Below are 23,092 nucleotides of genomic sequence, written 5' to 3'. Positions count from 1 at the left end.
CGGTCGGTTACTTTTGCGCGGTTTCCATGCCCATCAGGCCAATCTTGAGATAGCCTGCGCCGCGTAACGCATCCATGGCGCTCATCAGCGTTTCATAATCCACAGACTTATCGGCCTGGAAAAAGATAGTGGTATCTTTTTTGCCTTCGGTCTGTGCATTTAGCACCTCAATTAATTTATCTTTGGTCACTGCTTCATTGCCGATATACATCTGTTTATCTGCCTTAATTGAAAGATAAACCGGCTTTTCGGGACGCGGCTGCGGCGCGCTGGTCGAGGCGGGCAGGTTAACCCGCACATCTACCGTGGCCAGCGGCGCGGCTACCATGAAAATAATCAGCAGCACCAACATCACGTCGATAAACGGCGTCACGTTGATTTCGTGCATTTCGCCGTTACTGTCTAAGTCGTCATTTAACCGCATCGCCATAACGCTTAACCTACCCGCAGTTTATGCGCACTCTGTACCGGCTGCGCGTCGTTTTTGCTGCGCGCCAGGTCAAGATCGCGGCTTTGCAGCAGCAGAACCTGCGCCGCGACATCGCCCAGGCCCGCTTTGTAGCTGGCGATCATGCGCGCAAAGATATTGTAGATGACTACCGCCGGGATAGCGGCAATCAGGCCGATAGCCGTTGCCAGCAGCGCTTCAGCGATGCCCGGCGCGACAACCGCCAGGTTGGTAGTTTGCGTTTGAGCGATGCCGATAAAGCTGTTCATGATGCCCCAGACGGTGCCGAACAGGCCGATAAAGGGTGCCACAGAGCCGATAGTCGCCAGGAAGCCGTTGCCGCGACCGGCGTGACGGCTGATAGCCGCAACGCGTCGTTCCAGGCGGAAACCGGTGCGCTCTTTGATGCCTTCGTTATCATCTGAACCAGCTGAAAGCTCCAGTTCATTCTGCGCTTCCTGTAGCAGCAGCGCGCTCTGGCTGCGTGCATGAAAACTGTCGCTGAGCTCGGCTGCCTGACGCAGCGAACGCGCTTCCGCCAGCGTCTGCTGTTCCTGTTTCAGACGCCGACGCGCTGAGGTCAGTTCAGTGAATTTGCCGAAGAAGATGGTCCAGGTGACAACGGACGCCATAAGCAACCCAATCATTACCGTTTTTACTACGATGTCCGCATGTTCATACATGCCCCAGACAGAGAGATCCGTCTGCATCAGTTCATTGGTCACCACGCTATTTCTCCAACCTTAAGATGAGTCATTCAAACAGTTCCGGATCATACCAAAACAAAAGCGAATTGATACTAGTTCTCATTACTATTTACAAACATTTCTCGCGCTTTTGTGGTTTCCCGGGCGGTGTGGCGGAATGATGTAAGCGGTTAGTTTTTAAATTGTGACGCTGCGTATAAATTTATTAAAACATCGTTTTAATTATGTGATGGGATTCATCCAATTCATCTGCGCCAATTTTTCACCTGCGCAATTTATTTATAGTGAATCAGCCCTGCTGGCCTCTGACCTTTACTCTCCTCTCTTTCAGACCAGAAACCGGGCTCCCTTTAAGCGCAGGAGAACATCATATGAAAATGAAAAAACTGTTGCTGGCATTGTCGCTGGCATCCACCGCGCTGTTTGCTTCTACAGTCGCCTCGGCAAAGGTACTGAAGGTAGCGGAAGTCCAGCCTGCCGGTTATCCCACCGTTGTTGCACTTGAACATATGGGGGAAAAGCTGAAGCAGGCAACCAATGGTCGGCTGGAAATGCGAATTTATGCTGGCGGTACGCTGGGCGATGAAGAGCAAACGCTGCAGCAGGTGCAGCTCGGCGCGATAGATATGATCCGCGTCTCGCTGGCACCGGTCTCGACTATCGCACCGGAAACCGGCGTGTTGACGCTGCCCTATATTTTCCGTGATGAAAATCATATGCACCAGGTGTTGGACGGCGAACCCGGCAAAGCGATTGTGGAAAAGTTTGAGCAGAATCCCCGCTCGCGCATGGTGTTCCTTGGCTGGACCGACGCGGGCGTACGCAACATGATCACCAAAGATCCGGTAACGAAGCCGGAGGATCTGAAAGGGATGAAGATCCGCGTACAGAATAGCGCCATTTCGCTGGCAACGCTGAAGGCGATGGGCGCTAACCCGGTAGCGATGGGCGTCAGCGAAGTATTCAGCGCGATGCAAACTGGCGTGGTGGACGGCACGGAAAATAACCCGCCCACCTTTGTCGCCCATAACTATCTGCCGGTGGCGAAGTATTACACCCTGACCGGGCACTTTATCCAGCCGGAAATGATCCTGTTCTCTAAACGCAGCTGGGACAAACTTTCAGCTGAGGATCAGGCCCTGTTGCGCAAGCTGGGCAAAGAAGCACAGGAAGATGAGCGTAAGCTGTGGGCTGAATATAACCAGCAATCGCTGGATAAAATGAAAGCGGCCGGCGTGACCTTCCAGCAGATCGATCGCGACGGATTTATGAAGGCGACGCAGCCGGTCCGCGATCAATACGGTAAAGACTACCAGGATCTAATGCAGCAAATCGCTGCGGTGAAATAACCTTTTCCTTGCGCCACGTCTCCTCGTGGCGCTGCTAATCAGGTAACACACTATGTCTGCATATTCACGTTTGATGGATGCGGTCTACCTGCTGTGCATGATGATTGCCGCCGTTTCTTTATTATTAATGGTGACCGTGATCCCCATCGGCATTTTTGCCCGCTATGTAATGAACGATTCCCTCTCCTGGCCAGAGCCGGTCGCCATTGTTTGCATGATTATTTTCACCTTTATTGGCGCGCCGGTAGGATTTCGGGCAGGCACCCATATTAGCGTAACAATGGTGACCGATCGTCTTTCAGCGCATGGGCAAAAAATAGCGATGCTGCTCAGTAATCTGCTCATGCTGGTCGCCTGCCTGGTTATTTTTCAGGCCAGCTATGCCCTGTGCGAAGCGATGTGGTATCAGCCTCAGGCTTCGCTGCCCGCTATCACCTTTGGTCAGATGTATCTGCCCATTCCGGTCGGCGCACTGCTGACTATTCTGTTTGTGATTGAACGCCTGCTGTGCGGCGATCAGTCCGAGCGCCCGCTGGTCAGCCTTGGCGGCACCCACTGATTCGGAGCTTATAATGGACGCACTGATCTTAATTGGCAGTCTGATGATCCTGTTGCTGATGGGCTTTCCGGTCGCTTTTGCCGTCGGACTCAGCGCTTTTATTGGCGCGTGGTGGATCGATCTGCCGCTGGAGGCGGTCGTTATCCAGATTACTAATGGCGTTAATAAATTCTCTTTGCTGACCATCCCGTTTTTTATCCTGGCGGGGGCGATTATGGCTGAAGGCGGCATCGCCCGACGGCTGGTTAACTTTGCCTATATTTTTGTCGGCTTTATCCGCGGCGGGCTGTCATTAGTGAATATCGTTGCCTCAACCTTTTTTGGCGCGATTTCCGGCTCTTCGGTGGCGGATACCGCTTCCATTGGCTCGGTAATGATCCCGCAAATGGAAGAGAAAGGCTATCCGCGTGACTTTGCCGCTGCGGTCACTGCCAGCGGTTCCGTGCAGGCAATACTGACCCCGCCCAGCCACAATTCAGTGATCTACTCGCTGGCCACCGGCGGCGTAGTGACTATCTCTTCACTGTTTGTCGCCGGTATCGTGCCCGGTTTGCTGCTGGGATTATGTCTGATGGTGATGTGCCTTGGCTTTGCGCGTAAACGCGGCTATCCGCGCGGTGAACGAATCCCCTTCCCTCAGGCTATAAAAATCTTTCTTGACGCTTTTTGGGGCCTGTTTACCGTGGTGATTATCCTCGGCGGCATTCTATCCGGTATTTTTACCGCGTCGGAATCAGCGGCCATCGCCTGCGTGTGGGCCTTTTTCGTCACCATGTTTATCTACCGTGACTTTAAATGGAGCCAGTTACATATCCTGCTGTTTCGCACCATTAAAACCGTCACCATTGTCATGGTGCTGATTGCCTTTGCTTCCGGCTTCGGCGCGGTAATGACTTTTATGCAACTGCCACAGCTAATTACCGATTTTTTCACCAGCATTTCCGATAATAAATATGTCATTTTGATGTGCATTAATCTGTTGCTGCTGGTGATTGGTACGCTGATGGATATGGCACCGATTATTCTTATCCTGACGCCGGTGCTGCTGCCCGTGACCTCCGCGTTGGGCATTGATCCGGTGCATTTTGGTATGATTATGATGATTAATCTCGGGATCGGTCTGATTACGCCGCCGGTGGGTTCGGTGCTGTTTGTCGCCAGCGCGGTCGGCAAGCAGAAAATGGAGCAGGTGGTAAAGGCAATGCTACCGTTTTACTGCGTGCTGTTTGTCGTGCTGCTGCTGATAACCTATGTCCCGGCCATTTCTCTGTGGCTGCCGCATATGATGGGTGTGATGTAACGCGCGCTTGTTTTGCCGCAACGTTTTTTTGCCGTAGCGGTGACAAGAATAATGCCCGGCTGACGATGAAGGATTGTCGTCAGCCTTTCTCTCTCTGGCTACTGTCTGATAGTGGCAATTCGCTCTCAACCCCGACCCGCTAAACGTGGTAAGTTAACGCCTCACTACAGGTAAGGCAGGACCGCTGGCAGCATGTCGAAAAAAAATATTGAAACCGCACTGATTAGCGCAGGACGACAACCACGTTACACGCAGGGCTCCGTTAACAGCGTTATTCAACGCGCCTCTTCGCTGGTATTTGCTACCGTTGCCGATAAAAAACGCGCCACCGCCGGGCGTGCGCAGGGCGAACTGTTTTATGGCCGCCGTGGCACCTTAACGCATTTCTCGCTCCAGGAGGCAATGTGTGAGCTGGAGGGCGGCGCGGGCTGTGCGCTTTATCCTTGCGGAGCGGCAGCGGTATCCAATGCGATACTGGCATTTGTCGAAGCGGGCGACGAGGTCCTGATGGCCGGTTCGGTTTATGAGCCTACCCAGGATTTCTGCAATAAGCTTCTCGCTAAACTGGGTGTGACGACACGCTATTTCGATCATCTTGCCGGTGCTGATATCGCCGATATGGTGCAGCCTCATACCAAAGTGGTTTTCCTCGAATCGCCCGCTTCGATCACTATGGAAGTGCAGGATGTGCCCGCTATTGTGCAGGCGGTACGCAGCAAAGCGCCCGATGCGATTATTATGCTGGATAATACCTGGGCTGCCGGTTTGCTGTTCCGTCCGCTGGATCACGGCGTGGATATTTCTATTCAGGCAGGCACCAAATATCTGGTGGGTCATTCTGATGCGATGATCGGCACCGCCGTCAGCAATGCGCGCTGCTGGGATCGCCTGCGTGAAAATTCCTATCTGATGGGGCAAATGGTGGATGCGGATACCGCGTATGTTACCAGTCGCGGCCTGCGTACGCTGGCGGTGCGCCTACGCCAGCATCAAGAAAGCGCGCTGGCGGTAGCTGAATGGCTGTCGACACGCCCGGAAGTGGCACGCGTTAATCATCCGGCGTTGCCGCAGTGTCCTGGCCATCAGGCCTGGAAACGCGATTTTAGCGGCAGCAGTGGTCTGTTTTCTTTTGTGCTGGCGCAAAAACTGAGCGATGAAAAGCTGGCAGAATTCCTCGATGGTTTCCATCACTTCAGCATGGCGTACTCCTGGGGCGGATTCGAGTCACTGATCCTGGCCAATCAGCCAGAAGAACTGGCGGCGATTCGTCCGGTGAACGGCGTGGATTTTAGCGGGACCCTGGTGCGGTTGCATATCGGCCTGGAGCATCTCGACGATCTGATTGACGATTTAGCCGCCGGTTTCGCGCGCATCGCCCAACCATAAGCGGTAAACATCACGTTAACCTTAAACGGATACTTAACGGGTTGCCCTTTGTCATGCTTCGGCAGAAGACGGGTGTCCCTTTGCAGTTACAATTAAACGATTACCACAGTCAACGAGGAAGCACATGGGTGTGATACATGAGATTGTTCAGGCGCTCTGGCATCAGGATTTTGCCGCGCTGGCCAATCCAGATGTGGTTTGGATCGTTTACGGCATTATGTTTCTTACGCTGTTTCTGGAAAATGGCCTGTTGCCCGCCTCTTTCCTGCCGGGCGACAGCCTGCTGCTGCTGGCGGGCGCGATGATTGCCAAAGGGGTGATGGATTTTATCCCTACGCTGGTCATTCTGACCACTGCCGCCAGTCTCGGCTGTTGGCTAAGCTATTTGCAGGGTCGCTGGCTGGGTAATACCCGACTGGTGAAAGGCTGGCTGATGCATCTGCCCGCGCAATATCATCAACGCGCCTGGCATCTGTTTAACCGCCACGGCCTGATGGCGTTGCTGGTTGGCCGTTTTCTGGCCTTTGTACGTACGCTGTTGCCCACCATGGCGGGCATCTCTGGCCTGCAAAATGGGCGCTTTCAGCTGTTTAATTGGTTGAGCGGCCTGCTGTGGGTGACGATGGTTACCGCTTTCGGCTACGGTATCAGTCAGGTGCCCTTTATTAAGCGTCATGAAGATCAGGTGATGGCGATTCTGATTATTCTGCCCGTCGCCCTGCTGTTTTTGGGTCTGGCAGGCAGCGTTGCGCTTATCTGGAAAAAGCGCCGTCAGCGCGCCTGAGCATTAGCGGCTGGCGGGCCGGTTAGCCTGCCAGCCGCATTCTTGTGATCTCTTCGCCCGGCGTGACGCCGAAGTAGCGCTTAAATTCGCGCGAGAACTGCGAAGCGCTTTCATAACCCACTTTCATTGCCGCCGCGCTGGCTTTTAAGCCCTCCTGCAACATCATGTTGCGCGCCTGATGCAGCCGATAAGTTTTCAGATATTGTAGCGGCGAGGTGCTGGTTACCGCCTTAAAGTTATGATGAAACGCCGAAACGCTCATGTTCACTTCTGCCGCCAGCAGCTCAACGCTAAGGCTGTCGGTATAGCAGCTTTCAATACGCCTCAGCGCTCGCGCTATCTGGCTGAACTGGGTATGGCGGCTAACCAGCGACAGTAGCGCACCGCCGCAGGGACCGGTCAGAACGTAATAGAGGATTTCCCGCACGATTTGCGGCCCGAGCACGCGCGCATCGCGATCTTTTTGCATTACATCCAGTAGCCGTTCGGTCGCACACAGCAGCTCTTCTGAGAGCAGGGCTGAGTGGATCCCCTGGTTTAACGGCTTAGGCTGGAAGCTTTCGTCATTATTAAGTTCGATGAGCAAATCCTGCAGCTTTGGCATATCCACATGCAGCATAATGCCTGCCAGCGGATGTTCCGGCGTGGCGAAAGTTTCGCATTCAAACGGCAACGGAACGGTCAGCATCAGATATTTGCTGGCATCGTAGTTAAAGGTGGTAGTACCGATATAGCCGACTTTTTTGCCCTGAAACAGAATAACAATGCCAGGCCGGTACATGACCGGCGTGCGGCCCAGGGTATTATCAGCATAAAGCAGCTGCACCTCTGGCAGTTCAGGCAAGGCAGCGCGTTCGGCTTTACGCAGCTGAATCACTTTTTGCGCCAGGCCGGCGCAGATCGCTTCCCGATCCATCTTCTCTACTCACGTCAGTTGACCTTTCAGCAAGTTTGCCCCTGGTCAGCAGAATTCTCCAGCGGCCTGGAGAAACAGGCAAGTTTCCGGCAGAAATGAGCATTGGACTTTTTACCACGTCCCGGACGGCTCTGCCGTTACAGCATATCTCGACTAAACTTAAGCGTTATCGGGTCCAACTCACCATTAAGGAGAAGTTATGGCAGACCAACCAATTATTAAACTGCGTGATGGCAATATGATGCCGCAGCTGGGACTCGGCGTCTGGCAGGCCAGCGTAGAGGAAGCGCGCGATGCGGCGCTGAAGGCGCTTGAAGTGGGTTATCGTTCTATCGATACCGCCGCCATTTATAAAAATGAGGAAGGGATAGGTCAGGCGCTGCAACAAACGGATGTGGCGCGTGAAGATATTTTCGTGACGACAAAACTGTGGAATGAGGATCAGTTGAACTGGCAGCAGGCGATGGAAAGCAGCCTGCAAAAATTACAGCTGGAGTATGTCGATCTCTATCTGATGCACTGGCCTTGCCCCGGGAAGGATGATTATGTCGAGGCCTGGCAAGGAATGATCGCGCTGCAGCAGCAAGGGCTGGCGAAAAGCATTGGCGTCTGTAATTTTCAGGAGAAGCACCTGAAGCGGTTAATTGATGAGACGGGCGTTACGCCGGTAGTGAATCAGATTGAGTTGCATCCGCTGCTTCAGCAGCGTGAGCTGCATGCCTGGAATGCCATGCACCAGATCCAAACCGAATCCTGGAGCCCGCTGGCACAGGGCGGCAAAGGCGTGTTCGATCAGGAGGTGATTAAGCAGCTGGCGAAGAAATATGGCAAGACGCCAGCGCAGGTTGTGATCCGCTGGCATCTGGATTGCGGTCTGGTGGTTATTCCGAAATCCGTAACGCCATCGCGCATTGAGGAAAACTTCCACGTGTTTGATTTCCGCCTGGAGAAAACAGAGATCAGCGAAATTGCGAAAATGGATCGCGGTACGCGTCTGGGGCCACACCCGGATGAGCTGAATTGAGGATGATTGATTTAGCGACTCGCTGCCGCTGACAGTCGCAGTTGATTCTGATAAAAATCGCGGTTGGGTCTAATGAAAATCGCGGTTAGGTCTGGCGCTCCCGCAGGGAGACCGGACCGATCGTAAAGACGCAAACAACGTCATCCCTGACAGCTCGGCCCGCGCCCTCCCTGGCGCGGGACGCTTTACTCTTCTGCCCGGTCTCCCTGCACTTTGGCTTCAGGCATCGCTTTAGAGGGCGTTCACCTGTAGTGCTGAGTGCTTCTTAACGCGCTTTTAAAATCCAACAGGCTATGCAGATATGCGCTTAGCCAACCTGACTCGGCTGCACCAGCAGCTGCCCCGCCGTACCGCGATCCGCCATCTCCAGCGTCTGGCTGTAATACACAAACGGGAAATGTTCAGACGAAGGTTGATTATAAGCCACCAGCAGTTCTACTTCGCCATCCACCCAAACGGTATCTTTCCAGCCGCGATCTTCGCCGAACGGCTGCGCGCCATTGACGCTTTTCACTAAGAAGGTTACGCCCTGAATATGGAACGCCTGCGGCGTATCGGCATGGACGATCCAGCGTTCGTAGCTGCCCTGCTGCGCCTGAATATCAATACGCGACATATCCCACAGCGCGCCGTTAATACCCGGCTGCGCATCGCCCAGACGCAGTTCTCGGGTGCGAATCGGCGTACCGTCGAGCAGTTGATCGGCCAGCAGACGCATAGGCAGATTATCCGTTACCAGCGGCAACAGGCCGGTAGGCCGCAGGGTTAAAATCAGCGTGGAGGTTAAAATACTGGAGGGTTCAAACAGGCCGCGCAACCGATCCATAACGCCCGCCGCCACGCCTGCGGTGATGGAAACTTCCTCACCCTGCGACATATCCAGCAGCACTTCACGTCGCTCACCGGGTGCCAGTGAAAGCTGTTGCACCGCCACCGGCGCTGGCAAAAAGCCCTGATCGCTGGCAATCACATGGAAAGGACGATTATCACTGAGGACCATCTCATAACGGCGGGCGTTAGAGGCGTTCAGCAACCGCAGACGCACCCAGCCGCGCGATACTTCAACAAATGGGTTCTGGACGCCGTTAACCAGCAGCGTATCGCCCATCAGCCCGCCGTTTTCCGGTGGGTTATAGACCGGCGCGCCAAAGTTATCGAGGCGTTTGTCCTGAATAATCAGCGGAAAATCATCCACGCCGTAGTGTTTGGGAATAGGGAGCGATTTGCTCACCTCGTCCTCAATCAGCCACATGCCCGCCAGACCGTTATAGACATGCTGTGCCATCCGGTTCGGCGTGCTGGCATGATACCAGCAGGTGGCGGCGCGCTGGCGCACCGGCAGCACCGGTGCCCAGTCCACGCCCGGCGATATCATCCGCGGCGCTCCGCCGCTCAGCGCGCCCGGCACCAGCAGGCCGCTGACGCTCATCGCGACCGGCTCATTTAGCCGATTATTGTAAATCAGCTTAACGTCATCACCGCTCCAGACGCGCACCGTTGGCCCCAGATAGAGACCATTGATACCCCATACCGGCACCTTGTTATTATCGCCGGAAAAAGACCAGTGGCTTCGCTGCGCCGTAAGAAACAGCGGCTGCCCCCGGCGTGATTCCAGCAGCGGCGGGATCGGTAATGGCGTTTCATTGCCTGCTGCTCGCGCGCTAACCGGCAACGCGCCCGCGCACAGGGCTATGCCCGAAGCCTGTAGAAATTGACGTCGACTGAAAGACATAACGACTCCATAGCGGTGCGCGCGGTGCCTGGCTGACGCGGTCCGTTTTTTATTGTTGTTCAGGAATTGCTGTGGGGCCACGGCTGTGGCCCGTATGAATTATATCTTGCCGCTGGCTTCCCGCTCGGCAACTTCAGCATCCAGCTCGTTAAGCTTGGCCTGCATCAGTTCACGACAGTGTGTAGCCAGCTTACGCACCGACTCTTTCTCAAAGGCGGCAACATCTACCGGTGGCAGCATTTCGATAATCACCAGGCCGTTTTTCCAGCGGTTGAGTTTAATCTTGTTATGCGTTGTCGAGACCACAATCGGGATAATCGGTACGCCTGCGGCAACGGCGGCATGGAAAGCACCGGTTTTAAACGGCAACAGCCCGCGTCCACGACTGCGGGTCCCTTCCGGGAACATCCAAAAAGAGATGCGCTTTCTTTTAAACTCATTCACCACCTTGCCAATGGTGGTATGCGCCCTGGCGCGATTATCGCGGTCAATCAGCAGGTTCCCCGTCAGCCAGTAAAGCAGGCCAAAGAAAGGGATCCAGAGCAGACTTTTTTTGCCTACGGTAACTGTAGATGGCTGCACGATATTCGCCGCGGTAATCATGTCGTAGTTGTTCTGATGGTTGGCAATGTAGATTGCATTGCCGTAATTTTCAGCCCCTTCAGGCTTACGCATCTCAACCTTGACGCCAAACAGCGGCGCCAGCGCGCCAAACAGATGGCCAAACGTGGCGACATGGCGCGGATTACGCGGAGAAAACAGGCACCAGATGCAGCCAAATACACAAACCAGAATTGAATAAATAACAACCAAAAAGACACGTAAAATTAGCAGCATAACGACCTCATTGTGGCTCCCGCCTAAGTATACCGGCTTTATATGAAAACACACCGGTATTACACCGGAGCGCCGCATGATTAACGGGCGTCGCCTCCGGTTTCCCTGCGCTATCAGGCTTCGCTATCGTCCGAAACGACGCGAGCTGGCGCATCCACTTCAACGCGGTCGATACGCTGCAGGCCACGCGGCAGCAGCGTGCCGCGACGCCCGCGCTCGGCGCGGAATTTCTGTAGCTCTTCCGGACGCAGCGTCAGCTTACGTTTGCCGACATAGAGCGTGATGGCGCTGCCTGGCGGTAACAGGTAGAGCCAGGCAAGACGGTCTTCGCCGCTGCTGGCCTGCGCCGACGGAATAGAGATGATCTTATTCCCCTTGCCTTTGGACAGCTGCGGCAGATCGCCGACCGGGAACATCAGCATACGGCCAGCCGCAGTGATCGCCAGCAGCATATCGTCATCGCTGTAAATCGCCATTGGCGTCATCACTTTAGCGTTTTCCGGCAGCGTCAGCAGCGCTTTACCGGCGCGGTTGCGCGATACCAGATCGGCAAAGGTGCAGACAAAACCATAGCCCGCATCAGAGGCCATCAGCAGTCGCTGATCGTCCGCCTCCATCAGCACCTGTTCCATTACCGCACCCGGTGGCGGCGTGAGCTTGCCGGTGAGCGGTTCGCCCTGGCTGCGCGCTGAAGGCAGCGTAGAGGGATCCAACGTATAGCTGCGGCCAGTGGAATCGATAAAGGCCACCGGCTGATTGCTTTTACCACGGGCGGCGGCCAGATAGCTGTCGCCAGCCTTATAGCTTAGTCCAGCAGGATCGATGTCATGCCCTTTGGCGCTACGTACCCAGCCCATTTGCGACAGCACAACGGTTACCGGCTCGGAAGGCACCAGCTCGTTCTCACTGATCGCTTTCGCCTCTTCACGCTCATGCAGCGGCGAACGGCGTTCATCGCCATAGGCTTCGCTATCGGCCTGCAGTTCTTTCTTCAGCAGCGTATTCATACGGCGTTCTGAAGCCAGCGTGGCCTGGAGCTGATCGCGCTCTTTTTCCAGCTCGCTCTGCTCGCCGCGAATTTTCATCTCTTCCAGCTTCGCCAGATGGCGCAGCTTTAATTCAAGGATCGCTTCCGCCTGGGTTTCACTGATATCGAAACGCGACATCAGCACCGGCTTCGGCTGATCTTCGCTGCGGATGATCTCGATCACTTCGTCAATATTAAGGAAAGCGACCAGCAGACCTTCAAGGATATGCAGCCGTTTCATCACTTTATCAAGGCGATACTGCAGACGGCGGCGTACCGTATCGCGTCGGAACACCAGCCATTCGCTGAGGATCTCCAGCAGGTTTTTCACCGCCGGACGGTTATCCAGCCCGATCATGTTCAGGTTGATGCGGTAGCTTTTTTCCAGATCGGTGGTGGCGAACAGATGGTTCATGACCTGCTCAAGATCGACACGGTTTGAGCGCGGCACCAGCACCAGACGCGTTGGGTTCTCGTGATCGGACTCATCACGCAGATCCTCGACCATCGGCAGCTTTTTATTGCGCATCTGCGCGGCGATCTGCTCCAGCACGCGCGCGCCGGAAACCTGATGCGGCAGCGCGGTGATCACCACTTCGCCATCTTCTTTTTTCCATACCGCACGCTGGCGTACCGATCCGCGCCCGTTCTGGTAGATCTTACGGATCTCGGCGCGTGGCGTGATAATCTCCGCTTCGGTCGGAAAATCGGGGCCCTGTACGATATCCAGCAGATCGTCGAGACTGGTTTTGGGATTATCAATCAGCGCAATGGTGGCCTGCGCCACTTCACGCAGGTTATGCGGCGGAATATCGGTCGCCATACCCACGGCAATACCGGTGGTGCCGTTCAGCAGAATATTTGGCAGACGCGCCGGCAGCATTTTCGGCTCGTTTAACGTGCCGTCGAAGTTAGGCACAAAATCAACCGTGCCCTGCCCCAGCTCGCCCAGGAGTACTTCAGCGTAGCGCGACAGGCGTGATTCGGTGTAACGCATGGCGGCGAAGGATTTCGGGTCATCCGGCGCACCCCAGTTACCCTGTCCATCCACCAGCGGATAGCGATAGGAGAACGGTTGTGCCATCAATACCATCGCTTCGTAACAGGCGCTGTCGCCGTGCGGATGGTATTTACCCAGCACGTCACCCACGGTACGCGCCGATTTTTTGAATTTTGCGCTGGCGTTCAGGCCCAGCTCCGACATCGCATAGACGATACGGCGCTGCACCGGCTTCAGGCCATCGCCAATATAGGGAAGCGCCCTGTCCATGATGACGTACATGGAATAGTTCAGGTATGCATTCTCAGTAAATTTATGCAGGGCAAGACGCTCTGCACCATCCTGCGTCAAGTCACTCATTATGATTCCTCACGTTGCGGCGGGCATCAGCGCGCCGCGTGGCGATCTGTTTGGCGAGGATAGTACCTTATCTGATGCGGCGATGTCACAGTTTAGTCGCGGCTGCAACAGCGCATTCTGGAGCGCGAACCGCCAGCGGGATTCAGCCAATTTTGTTTCACATTCTTTGCGGATTATTGCGCTATACGCAAAAGTGTTATGATCAATCGTACATTTTTCTTTGCCTGTGCCGCACGTAAACTGGCTCCAGAAATTTCAACGGAGCGACAACGATAATGAGCAAGATTTTGATTCTTGATGCGGGTAAAGAATTTGCCCATTCCAGGGGTGAACTGAACCATACCATGACTGAAGTGGCAGAGACCTTCTTACGCGATCAGGGCCACGAAGTGCAGGTAACGCGCATTGATGATGGCTACGATATTCAGCAGGAAGTGCAGAAGTACCTTGCTAATGATGTGGTGATTTATCAGATGCCGGGCTGGTGGATGGGCGAGCCTTGGATCCTGAAAAAATATATCGATGAAGTCTTTACCGAAGGTCATGGTTCGCTTTATGCCAGCGATGGCCGCACCCGCTCTGACGCCAGCAAAAAATATGGTTCCGGCGGCTTGCTGCAGGGCAAGAAATATATGCTGTCGTTAACCTGGAACGCGCCGCTGGAAGCCTTTACCGATCCGCAGCAGTTCTTTGAAGGCGTTGGCGTGGACGGGCTTTACCTCCATTTCCATAAGGCTAACCAGTTCCTGGGGATGGAAGGCCTGCCAACCTTTATCTGTAATGACGTGATCAAACAACCTGACGTGCCGCGTGATATTGAACGCTATCGTGAGCACCTCGCTAAGATCTTTGCTTAACTTAAAGCTCTGAAACACTTACCAGGGATCTATTATGCTGACAGTTGTAGCTGAAATTTGCGTTAAGCCGGGCCGTCGGGAAGCGGTACTGGCGGCCATTGATGATCTGACGCCGATCGTTTTAGGGGAAGAAGGCTGTCGTAAATATCAGGCGCTGGTCGATCATCAGGCGCAGGTGCCGTGGAAGCAGAATCTGCCCAACTCCATTTTTATGCTGGAATATTGGGAGTCGCTGCGCCATCTGGAGCAGCATCAGCAGCAGGCGCATATGGAAGCCCATCGCGAACGTATTAAAGACGATGTACTGGATGTGAAGATCTTTGTGATGGAAAAACCGGCGGGCGCTGTGACAGAGCCTGACGTTCTGTAAGCAGGATATAAAAATAGCCCAGCCCAAATGAAACCCGCCCGGCCATCGCAAGATGCCCGGGCGGGTTTTTATCGCCGGCTGGCAGCAGTGAACAGCGCGAAGTTACACTTCGATCTCTGCCTTATCGCCTTTCTCCTGCAGCCAGTTACGACGATCTTCAGAACGCTTTTTCGCCAGCAGCATATCCATCATCGCCAGCGTCTGTTCAATGTCCTCTTCATCTATCGTAAGCTGAACCAGGCGACGCGTATTGGGATCGAGCGTGGTTTCGCGCAGCTGCATCGGGTTCATTTCGCCCAACCCTTTAAAGCGCTGGACGTTTGGCTTGCCCTTTTTACGCTTCAGCTGTTCGAGAATGCCATCCTTCTCTTCCTCATCCAGCGCGTACCACACCTCTTTACCCAAATCGATGCGGTATAGCGGCGGCATCGCCACATAAACGTGGCCGCCTTTCACCAGCGAGCGGAAGTGTTTAACAAACAGCGCGCACAGCAGCGTGGCGATATGCAGGCCGTCGGAGTCCGCATCCGCAAGGATACAAATTTTGCCGTAGCGCAATTGGGTGAGATCTTCGCTGTCCGGATCGATACCGATGGCAACAGAAATATCATGCACTTCCTGTGAGGCTAACACTTCATCCGAGGAGACTTCCCAGGTATTCAGGATCTTCCCTTTCAGCGGCATAATCGCCTGATATTCGCGATCGCGCGCCTGCTTGGCGGATCCGCCTGCGGAATCCCCTTCCACCAGAAACAGCTCGGTTTTACTTAAATCCTGCGCGGTACAGTCGGCCAGCTTACCGGGCAACGCCGGGCCACTGGTCAGTTTTTTACGCACCACTTTTTTGGCGGCGCGCATACGGCGCTGGGCGCTGGAGATCGCCAGCTCTGCCAGCTGCTCTGCCGCCTGCACGTTCTGGTTCAGCCACAGGCTGAAAGCATCCTTAACCACGCCGGAAACAAACGCAGCGCACTGACGTGAAGAGAGGCGCTCTTTGGTCTGACCGGCAAATTGCGGATCCTGCATTTTCACTGACAGCACGTAAGCGCAGCGATCCCAGATATCTTCCGCCGACAGCTTCACGCCGCGCGGCAGAATATTGCGGTATTCGCAAAAATCGCGCATCGCATCAAGCAGTCCCTGACGCAAACCGTTAACGTGCGTGCCGCCCTGCATGGTGGGGATCAGGTTGACATAGCTTTCCGTTAATAGCTCGCCGCCTTCCGGCAGCCACAGCAACGCCCAGTCCACCGCTTCGACATCGCCCGAAAAACTGCCGACAAACGGCGCTTCCGGTAGCGTAATCAGGCCGTTTACCGCCTCGCTCAGATAATCGGTGAGGCCATCCTGATAGCACCAGCTCTGCTCGGTATTATTGACCTTATCTTTGAAAACGATCTCAACGCCCGGGCAAAGCACCGCTTTCGCTTTCAGCAGATGCGACAGACGCGAAACGGAAAAGCGCGGACTGTCAAAGAAACTGCCGTCGGGCCAGAAATGCACGCGCGTCCCGGTATTGCGCTTGGCGACCGTACCGGTAACGGTCAGTTCCTGTACTTTATCGCCGTTTTCAAAGGCCATTTCGTACACTTCGCCGTTGCGTCGTACTGTGACTTCGACACGTGTCGACAGGGCATTGACCACGGAAATCCCGACGCCGTGCAGACCACCGGAAAACTGGTAGTTTTTGTTGGAGAATTTACCGCCAGCATGCAGGCGGCAGAAGATCAGCTCAACCGCCGGAACGCCCTCTTCGGGGTGAATATCAACCGGCATACCGCGTCCGTCATCGATCACTTCCAGTGACTGATCGGCGTGCAGGATTACTTCCACGCGTTTTGCATGGCCGGCCAACGCTTCATCAACACTGTTATCGATAACTTCCTGACCCAGATGGTTAGGGCGCGAGGTATCGGTGTACATTCCCGGACGACGACGAACGGGTTCGAGGCCGCTGAGTACCTCAATGTCTTTAGCGTTATAGCTGGATTGAGTCATCGTATCGTTCTGAATTGGTGGGTGAAAAAAGAGTTATACGATCCTGCGGCATCAGGCGCGATTCAGACCGATAAAGTCAAGAATCGAAGGGAAAAAGCGTTCGAATCCAGTGAAGGCGTGATTACCGCCCTCTTCGACCGTCTGGCGACAGGCCTGGTAGTAATCCAGTGCCTGACGATAATCGAGCACCTCATCACCCGTCTGCTGCAGTAGCCAAAGCAAATCTGGCGACTCAAGCGGGTCAATCTGCATGACCTTCAGATCGTAAATGTGGCGAGACTCTAACACATATTTTTGACCGGTGTATGGATTCTCGTTGGCACCAAGATAATTGAGCAATAGCTCGTAAGGACGCACCGCCGGGTTGATCACCACTGCCGGCAAGGTAAAACACTGCGACAGCCAGGTGGCGTAATAACCACCAAGCGATGAGCCAACAATACCCAGCGGTTCGCCGGCGCGCGCCATCACCATCTCTTCCAGCATCTGCGCCGCCTCGCCCGGAAAGGCAGGCAGCTGCGGCACCAGCATGGTTATCTGCGGATGATGCATTGTCAGCCAGCGTTGCAGCTGCGTCGCTTTCGCTGAAGCGGGAGAGCTATTAAACCCATGCAGATAGAGCAGCGTCGCCATGCTTAGTAACCTTCGGAATCGAGATCGGGCGTAAAAGCGCGCGTTGAGAGACGCTGAACCTGCGTTTGCACCACGCCGCTGTCGCCCAGCTCCAGCCAGCGCCAGCCCGGCGCGACGGCATCAATGGTAAAGTTGGTGCAGTGCGGCTTGAACTGCACGCAGGTTGAAGGCGTGGCTAACAGGCGCCTGCCATGCCACTCCACATCCATCTCCTGATGAATATGGCCGCAAATCAGTGTCTTTGCCAGCGGCCAGTGCTGAAGAACGGCATCAAGAGCGTGCGAATTCCGCAGGCTATGCTGATCCAGCCAGGTGCAGCCCGACGGCAGCGGATGGTGATGCAGCAGCACCAGCGTATGGCGTTCAGGCGTCTGCGCCAGGGTTTTATCCAGCCATTCAAGCTGATAGTCGCTGAGCATACCGTGCGGCACGCCTGCGACCTGGCTGTCGAGCAGCACCAGTTGCCAGTGCTCGCCCAGCAACACCTGCTTCGCTTCAGCAATGCCTGATTGTGCCAGCGTATCGTACATGGTGGGCTGAAAATCGTGATTGCCCGGCAGCCAGACGCAAGGAGCAGGCAGGCGCGCGATACCCTCAGCAAAGTGCTGATAGGCTTCAGGCGAGTGATCCTGCGCCAGATCGCCGGTGGCGATGATCAGGTCGATCGGCTGCTGCTCGGCCTCAATGGCTTCCAGCACCGCATTAAAACTGGCCCAGGTATTAACGCCCAGCAGCGTTTCATTTTTGCCTGAAAAAAGGTGGGTATCCGTGATTTGTAATATCCTGATATTGGCCCCACTCACCACAGGAAGTTTTAGCAGGCTATCCAAAAAATGTCCTTAATCTCCACGCCATATCAAGGTTATTGCGGCTTACCAGGCCGGGACGGCCATGGCTCCGTGCGACAGACAATAACGCAGCCAGTCTGCAAGAAACTGGTTGATTTGATGCTTTTCATCACGCTGGTGCAATTTTTTATTTGGGTAATCATAACGCGCTTTGAAACGATAGATCTGCTGCGTTGAACACACTTCAGCAACCATCGCATCGTGATATAGCCTGACAGACATTGAAGGCAGACTCCAGTAGCTAACGGCAGGCGCGGTCTGACGAATCTCAACCAGTGTGGTGTAGCGCGTAGATTCACTAATGGTAATGCTGTAGCTGGCGCCGTTTACCTGATAGGTCACCGAGGCCCCCGCTTCGTCATCACGCGGCAGCAGACGACGCAACTGGGCGAAGTTGGTTTCGCTCAACCGCATCATTTCGGGAAAATCAGGGACGTAGCGCTTGATCATGTTGGATTCCACTCTTTTCGCAATTTCTCATAGTGCAGCATCAGCCATTGCAGGGCGATGACGGAGGCCGCGTTATCAATTTTCCCCTCTTCCACCCAGCGGTAAGCCTGTTCGCGGCTTACCACATGAACAAGAATATCCTCATTCTCTTCCTCCAGACCGTGGCATCCTTGCGCCACGCTGGCATCCACTTCTCCCACCAGCACCGACAGGCGCTCGCTGGTACCGCCCGGACTGGCCAGGTAGTTAATCACCGGCTCTACGCGTTTAACCGTCAGACCCGCTTCTTCCATCGCCTCGCGACGCACGACCTGCTCAACGTTTTCGCCAGGCTCAATAATGCCGGCCACTAATTCCAGTAGCCAGGGCGTTGAGCTGGTATCATAAGCGGGAATGCGGATCTGTTCGATCAGCACTACTTCATCACGCTGGGGATCATAGGGTAGCAGGACTGCGGCATGTCCGCGCTCAAAAACTTCGCGCACGACTTCTTTGCTCATTTCACCGTTAAACAGGCGGTGACGGAAGCGATAGCGAACTAAAGAAAAAAAACCTTCATACAGTGGCTCGCGTGCAATAATTTCTACATCTTTTTTGCTGAAAGTCACAGGGGATTTTGTGTTTTTAACCATAAAACCGGTGTCCTTTACAGTGGGGGATGCGGTAAACGGTTTCAACCAGACGCCGTCCGCAAGGGTGGTTCTTTCTGAATTATTTACGTAAATTAACGGAAGATGGCACGTTCAGCCAACTTACCACTCTGGCACACTCTGCTAGAATCAGCGCATATTTTTTAGCTTATGTCAGCGCTACCATAGCAACTTTGCTGCACTACAAGGAATGCAAATGAAGAAACTGCTCTCTTTACTTATTGGCCTGAGCCTGGGCGGCTTCAGCGTGGCGAGTCAGGCGGAGAACCTGCTGCAGATTTACCAACAGGCTCGTCTGACTAACCCTGATTTGCGCAGCTCTGCGGCGGACCGTGATGCGGCATTTGAAAAGATTAACGAAGCCCGTAGTCCGTTGCTGCCTCAGTTAGGGCTTGGCGTTGATTATACCTATAACAGCGGCTACCGCGACGCGCGTGATACTCATTCCAATACCACCAGCGGATCTTTGCAGTTAACGCAAATCCTCTTTGATATGGGTAAATGGCGTTTGCTGACAATCCAGGAAAAAACAGCGGGCGTGCAGGACGTTACCTATCAGACGGCACAGCAGAATCTGATGCTGAACACGGCAACGGCCTATTTCAATGTACTGCGCGCAATCGATGCGCTTTCCTATATTGAAGCGCAGAAACAGTCTATTTATCGTCAGCTTGATCAGACCACGCAGCGCTTTAATGTGGGGCTGGTCGCTATCACTGACGTACAAAACGCCCGTGCGCAGTATGACAACGTGCTGGCGAATGAAGTTTCGGCACGCAACGAGCTGGATAACGCGGTAGAAACCCTGCGTCAGGTGACGGGCAACTACTATCCAACTCTGGCCTCGCTGAATATCGATCGTTTCCGTACGAATAGGCCGCAGCCGGTCAGCGTGCTGCTGAAAGAGGCGGAAAGCCGCAACCTGAGCCTGTTATCCGCACGCCTGTCGCAGGATCTGGCGCGTGAGCAGATCCGCTATAGTGAATCGGGACATATGCCGACGCTGGGTTTAAACGCTTCTACCGGCCTGTCCAACAATAAATATGGCGGCAGCCGCGCCACACAAAACGACAATATCACCGGCAGTAATCAGGTTGGCCTGAGCTTTAATCTACCGTTGTATAGCGGCGGCGCGGTGACTTCGCAGGTGAAACAGGCGCAGTACGCCTTCGTCAGCGCCAGCGAGCAGCTGGAAAGTGCGCATCGCTCTACGGTACAAACCGTGCGCTCCTCCTTTAATAACGTGAACGCCTCTATCAGCAGCATTGAAGCTTACAAGCAGGCAGTGGTTTCCGCTCAAAGCTCTCTGGATGCGATGGAAGCGGGCTATCAGGTTGGTACACGTACTATTGTTGACGTGCTGAATGCCACCACGACGCTGTACAACGCCAAACAGCAGCTTTCTGATGCCCGTTACGATTACCTGATCAATCAGCTGAACATCAAATCTGCGCTGGGTACGCTGAACGAACAGGATCTGTCTGAGCTTAATGCCAGCCTGGGCAAAGAAATTCCAACGTCGCCTGAAACGGTAGCGCCAGAAAATGCACAGCAGGATGCAGCCGCCGATCGGGGAACCGGGATGCAGGCAGCAGCCAGCCAGAGCGGCACCAACGCCGCTGCTGCAGCGCGCCCTGCCGCAGCGCGTCAGAACGGTAATCCGTTTAGCCATTAAGTTAAAAACCAGGCCACGAAGTTCATGAATTTCGTGGCCGTAACACCGCGTTTGCAGCTGTTTCCTTCCGCTTTTAATCCTTTCTCGCATTTGAACGTATAGCTAAGTAAATATACAGACACAGCGCTGTGTGTTGCTTCATTTTTAGACCGGTTTCACCTATCCTTTGCGCTACCTTTGGGCAGAGGACTATCCCCATGAAACGGACAAAAAATATCAATCGCGACGCTTTCCGTAAGAGTTGGCGCGCTCGTCACCTGACGCCGGTGGCGTTGGCTGTCACCGCCGTTTTTATGCTGGCCGGCTGTGAACAAGCAGACGAAACGGTTTCGCTTTATCAAAACGCCGACGACTGTACTAAAGCCAATCCGGGCCAGAGCGAACAGTGCACCACCGCTTACAATAACGCGCTGAAAGAGGCGGAAAAAACCGCGCCTAAATATGCCTCGCGTGAAGATTGCGTAGCCGAATTTGGCGAAGCTCAGTGCCAGCAGGCTCCGGCTCAGGCTGGCACCAATGCAGAAGCGCATCAAAGCGGCAGTTTCTGGATGCCGTTGATGGCAGGTTATATGATGGGCCGCATGATGGGCGGCGGCGCAGGGTTTGCCGCGCAGCCGCTGTTTAGCTCGAAAAATCCCGCCAGCCCGATGAACGGTAAGTTCGTTGACGCCAGCGGCCGAAACTATGGCACCGCGACGCCAGGCCGCACCATGACCGTGCCGAAAACGGCGCTGGCGCCGAAACCAGCCACCACCAGCACCGTTACGCGCGGCGGCTTTGGTGAGACCGTAGCGAAGCAGACCAGCATGCAGCGCAGCAGCGCGACCGGCACCAGCAACCGCTCGCTGGGGGGCTAACGCGCCCTATGAAACGTATTGCTATTGCCGAACGTCCTGACTGGCGCGCCCGCGCCACCGAATACGGCTTTGGTTTTCATACCATGTATGACGAGCCGTACTGGTGCGAGGATGCTTATTACCAGTTTACGTTGGCGCAGGTTGATTATCTGGAAGAAACCACCGCTGAACTGCATCAGATGTGTTTGCAGGTGGTGGATAAAGTGGTTAACAGCGAAGAGCTGCTGGCTAAATTCCGTATTCCTAAACATACGTGGGATTTTGTTCGCACTTCGTGGAAAACGTCGCAGCCTTCGCTCTATTCACGTCTCGATTTGGCCTGGGACGGCAGCGGCGACGCCATGCTATTAGAAAACAATGCCGATACGCCAACATCGCTGTATGAAGCCGCTTTCTTTCAGTGGCTCTGGCTGGAAGATCAGCTGAAAGCGGGCAATTTGCCGGCAGGCAGCGATCAGTTCAACAGCCTGCAGGAAAAATTGATTGCGCGTTTCGCCGCACTGCATCAGCAGCATGGTTTTAGTCTGCTGCACTTTACCTGCTATCGGGACAGCATTGAAGATCGCGGCACGGTACAGTATCTGCAGGATTGCGCCAGCGAGGCGGGATTGCCGAGCGAATTCTTGTTTATTGATGATATTGGGCTGGGCGAGCGGGGTCAGTTTACCGATCTCAACGATCAGGTCATCAGTAACCTGTTTAAGCTCTATCCGTGGGAATTTATGCTGCGCGAGATCTTCTCAACCAAGCTGAATGATGCTGGCGTGCGTTGGCTGGAACCAGCCTGGAAGAGCATTCTTTCGAATAAAGCGCTGCTGCCTATGCTCTGGCAGATGTTCCCCAATCACCCTAACCTGCTGCCAGCCTACTTTGCTGAAGACAATGTGCCCGCCATGGAAAAATATGTGGTGAAGCCGCTGTTTTCTCGTGAAGGCGCGAATATCCGTATTGTGGAAAAAGGACAGGAAATCGCACGCGTTGATGGTCCTTATGGCGAAGAAGGCATGATCGTGCAGCAGTTCCATCCGCTGGCGCAGTTTGGCGACAGCTACGCGTTGATCGGCAGCTGGCTGGTGGACGATCAGGCAGCGGGTATTGGTATACGTGAGGATCGAGCGTTAATCACGCAGGATCTGTCGCGTTTCTATCCGCACGCTTTTATCGATTAACGGAAACGGGCAGCCCACGGCTGCTCTTATTACTCTTCGGGTTTACTCTATCTGTACGGATAACATGCTCAGCACACCCATAACGATGTCCTTTAATCAACATTCAAATTTTTTGAGCGTCAGTCAGACAAAACTTTACCTAATCCCCTCTCGCTT

Annotated in this window: 22 protein-coding genes; 11 read left to right on the top strand and 11 right to left on the bottom strand. The window is 54.4% G+C overall.

Features of this window, described 5'->3' with window-relative positions:
• Positions 1 to 7: 7 nt before the first annotated feature.
• A complete protein-coding gene (exbD, locus tag ACQE32_RS14605; RefSeq protein WP_085070078.1) occupies positions 8 to 430 on the bottom strand; it encodes a TonB system transport protein ExbD in 423 nt (140 codons plus the stop codon).
• Between the two features lie 5 nt (positions 431 to 435).
• Positions 436 to 1,173 carry a tol-pal system-associated acyl-CoA thioesterase gene (gene exbB, locus ACQE32_RS14600; RefSeq protein WP_426973744.1) on the bottom strand — a complete coding sequence of 246 codons (738 nt, stop codon included), beginning with the start codon at positions 1,171 to 1,173 and terminating at the stop codon, positions 436 to 438.
• Between the two features lie 353 nt (positions 1,174 to 1,526).
• Here exbB and ACQE32_RS14595 point away from each other — a divergent pair, with 353 nt between their 5' ends.
• The 5 genes from ACQE32_RS14595 to ACQE32_RS14575 all read left to right on the top strand — a co-directional run bounded on the left by ACQE32_RS14595 (position 1,527) and on the right by ACQE32_RS14575 (position 6,533).
• Entirely contained in the window at positions 1,527 to 2,504 is a 978-nt protein-coding gene (locus tag ACQE32_RS14595) for a TRAP transporter substrate-binding protein (RefSeq protein WP_426973508.1), read from the top strand.
• A gap of 52 nt (positions 2,505 to 2,556) precedes the next feature.
• Complete coding sequence (locus ACQE32_RS14590; protein ID WP_427022007.1) at positions 2,557 to 3,063, top strand: TRAP transporter small permease; 507 nt, start codon at positions 2,557 to 2,559, stop codon at positions 3,061 to 3,063.
• 13 nt (positions 3,064 to 3,076) lie between these two features.
• A complete protein-coding gene (locus ACQE32_RS14585) occupies positions 3,077 to 4,363 on the top strand; it encodes a TRAP transporter large permease (RefSeq protein WP_426973504.1) in 1,287 nt (428 codons plus the stop codon).
• Positions 4,364 to 4,555: 192 nt separating this feature from the next.
• The gene (gene metC, locus ACQE32_RS14580) at positions 4,556 to 5,749 is read left to right on the top strand and encodes a cystathionine beta-lyase (protein ID WP_426973502.1); all 1,194 of its coding nucleotides are present in this window, start codon (positions 4,556 to 4,558) and stop codon (positions 5,747 to 5,749) included.
• 124 nt (positions 5,750 to 5,873) lie between these two features.
• On the top strand, positions 5,874 to 6,533 hold the full coding sequence (locus tag ACQE32_RS14575; protein WP_427022006.1) for a DedA family protein: 660 nt from the start codon (positions 5,874 to 5,876) through the stop codon (positions 6,531 to 6,533).
• A gap of 22 nt (positions 6,534 to 6,555) precedes the next feature.
• On the opposite strand, the gene ACQE32_RS14570 is transcribed toward ACQE32_RS14575, so the two are convergent.
• Entirely contained in the window at positions 6,556 to 7,449 is an 894-nt protein-coding gene (locus tag ACQE32_RS14570) for an AraC family transcriptional regulator (protein ID WP_250650885.1), read from the bottom strand.
• Positions 7,450 to 7,648: 199 nt separating this feature from the next.
• Here ACQE32_RS14570 and dkgA point away from each other — a divergent pair, with 199 nt between their 5' ends.
• Positions 7,649 to 8,473 carry a 2,5-didehydrogluconate reductase DkgA gene (dkgA, locus tag ACQE32_RS14565; protein WP_426973497.1) on the top strand — a complete coding sequence of 275 codons (825 nt, stop codon included), beginning with the start codon at positions 7,649 to 7,651 and terminating at the stop codon, positions 8,471 to 8,473.
• A gap of 307 nt (positions 8,474 to 8,780) precedes the next feature.
• On the opposite strand, the gene ftsP is transcribed toward dkgA, so the two are convergent.
• From ftsP to parC, 3 genes are all read right to left on the bottom strand, one after another.
• Positions 8,781 to 10,205, bottom strand: a complete 1,425-nt coding sequence (gene ftsP, locus ACQE32_RS14560) for a cell division protein FtsP (RefSeq protein ID WP_426973496.1) — start codon at positions 10,203 to 10,205, stop codon at positions 8,781 to 8,783.
• Between the two features lie 99 nt (positions 10,206 to 10,304).
• Positions 10,305 to 11,042: a 1-acylglycerol-3-phosphate O-acyltransferase gene (locus tag ACQE32_RS14555; RefSeq protein WP_426973495.1), complete on the bottom strand. Its 738-nt coding sequence runs from the start codon at positions 11,040 to 11,042 to the stop codon at positions 10,305 to 10,307.
• A 113-nt stretch (positions 11,043 to 11,155) separates the two neighbouring features.
• Positions 11,156 to 13,429, bottom strand: a complete 2,274-nt coding sequence (parC, locus tag ACQE32_RS14550; RefSeq protein ID WP_426973493.1) for a DNA topoisomerase IV subunit A — start codon at positions 13,427 to 13,429, stop codon at positions 11,156 to 11,158.
• 275 nt (positions 13,430 to 13,704) lie between these two features.
• On the opposite strand from parC, the gene ACQE32_RS14545 reads away from it, so the two are divergent.
• A complete protein-coding gene (locus ACQE32_RS14545) occupies positions 13,705 to 14,286 on the top strand; it encodes an NAD(P)H-dependent oxidoreductase (RefSeq protein WP_427022005.1) in 582 nt (193 codons plus the stop codon).
• A 34-nt stretch (positions 14,287 to 14,320) separates the two neighbouring features.
• On the top strand, positions 14,321 to 14,656 hold the full coding sequence (locus ACQE32_RS14540) for a putative quinol monooxygenase (RefSeq protein WP_426973491.1): 336 nt from the start codon (positions 14,321 to 14,323) through the stop codon (positions 14,654 to 14,656).
• Positions 14,657 to 14,758: 102 nt separating this feature from the next.
• On the opposite strand, the gene parE is transcribed toward ACQE32_RS14540, so the two are convergent.
• From parE to nudF, 5 genes are read right to left on the bottom strand one after another with little or no spacing between them, the layout of a single operon-like run.
• Entirely contained in the window at positions 14,759 to 16,654 is a 1,896-nt protein-coding gene (parE, locus tag ACQE32_RS14535; protein ID WP_250650892.1) for a DNA topoisomerase IV subunit B, read from the bottom strand.
• A gap of 51 nt (positions 16,655 to 16,705) precedes the next feature.
• Positions 16,706 to 17,287 (bottom strand): esterase YqiA, encoded by a 582-nt coding sequence (yqiA, locus tag ACQE32_RS14530; RefSeq protein ID WP_250650893.1) that lies wholly within the window; start codon positions 17,285 to 17,287, stop codon positions 16,706 to 16,708.
• Between the two features lie 2 nt (positions 17,288 to 17,289).
• Positions 17,290 to 18,117: a 3',5'-cyclic-AMP phosphodiesterase gene (cpdA, locus tag ACQE32_RS14525; RefSeq protein ID WP_426973489.1), complete on the bottom strand. Its 828-nt coding sequence runs from the start codon at positions 18,115 to 18,117 to the stop codon at positions 17,290 to 17,292.
• Between the two features lie 42 nt (positions 18,118 to 18,159).
• Positions 18,160 to 18,585, bottom strand: a complete 426-nt coding sequence (locus tag ACQE32_RS14520; protein ID WP_426973488.1) for a DUF1249 family protein — start codon at positions 18,583 to 18,585, stop codon at positions 18,160 to 18,162.
• A complete protein-coding gene (gene nudF / locus ACQE32_RS14515; protein WP_250650896.1) occupies positions 18,582 to 19,217 on the bottom strand; it encodes an ADP-ribose diphosphatase in 636 nt (211 codons plus the stop codon). The genes ACQE32_RS14520 and nudF overlap by 4 nt, the downstream gene beginning before the upstream one ends.
• A 214-nt stretch (positions 19,218 to 19,431) precedes the next feature.
• On the opposite strand from nudF, the gene tolC reads away from it, so the two are divergent.
• The 3 genes from tolC to ACQE32_RS14500 all read left to right on the top strand — a co-directional run bounded on the left by tolC (position 19,432) and on the right by ACQE32_RS14500 (position 22,936).
• On the top strand, positions 19,432 to 20,910 hold the full coding sequence (gene tolC, locus ACQE32_RS14510) for an outer membrane channel protein TolC (protein ID WP_426981960.1): 1,479 nt from the start codon (positions 19,432 to 19,434) through the stop codon (positions 20,908 to 20,910).
• Positions 20,911 to 21,107: 197 nt separating this feature from the next.
• The gene (locus ACQE32_RS14505) at positions 21,108 to 21,767 is read left to right on the top strand and encodes a DUF1190 family protein (protein ID WP_085070042.1); all 660 of its coding nucleotides are present in this window, start codon (positions 21,108 to 21,110) and stop codon (positions 21,765 to 21,767) included.
• 8 nt (positions 21,768 to 21,775) lie between these two features.
• Positions 21,776 to 22,936 carry a glutathionylspermidine synthase family protein gene (locus tag ACQE32_RS14500; protein WP_427022004.1) on the top strand — a complete coding sequence of 387 codons (1,161 nt, stop codon included), beginning with the start codon at positions 21,776 to 21,778 and terminating at the stop codon, positions 22,934 to 22,936.
• The last annotated feature ends 156 nt before the right edge of the window (positions 22,937 to 23,092 follow it).

Origin of the sequence: Pantoea sp. FN0302 (assembly GCF_050113775.1) — a bacterium.
In the GTDB taxonomy this organism is placed as follows: domain Bacteria; phylum Pseudomonadota; class Gammaproteobacteria; order Enterobacterales; family Enterobacteriaceae; genus Mixta; species Mixta alhagi.
Note: the sequence above shows the minus strand (reverse complement) of the source record. Positions and strands in the feature narration are given on the sequence as shown.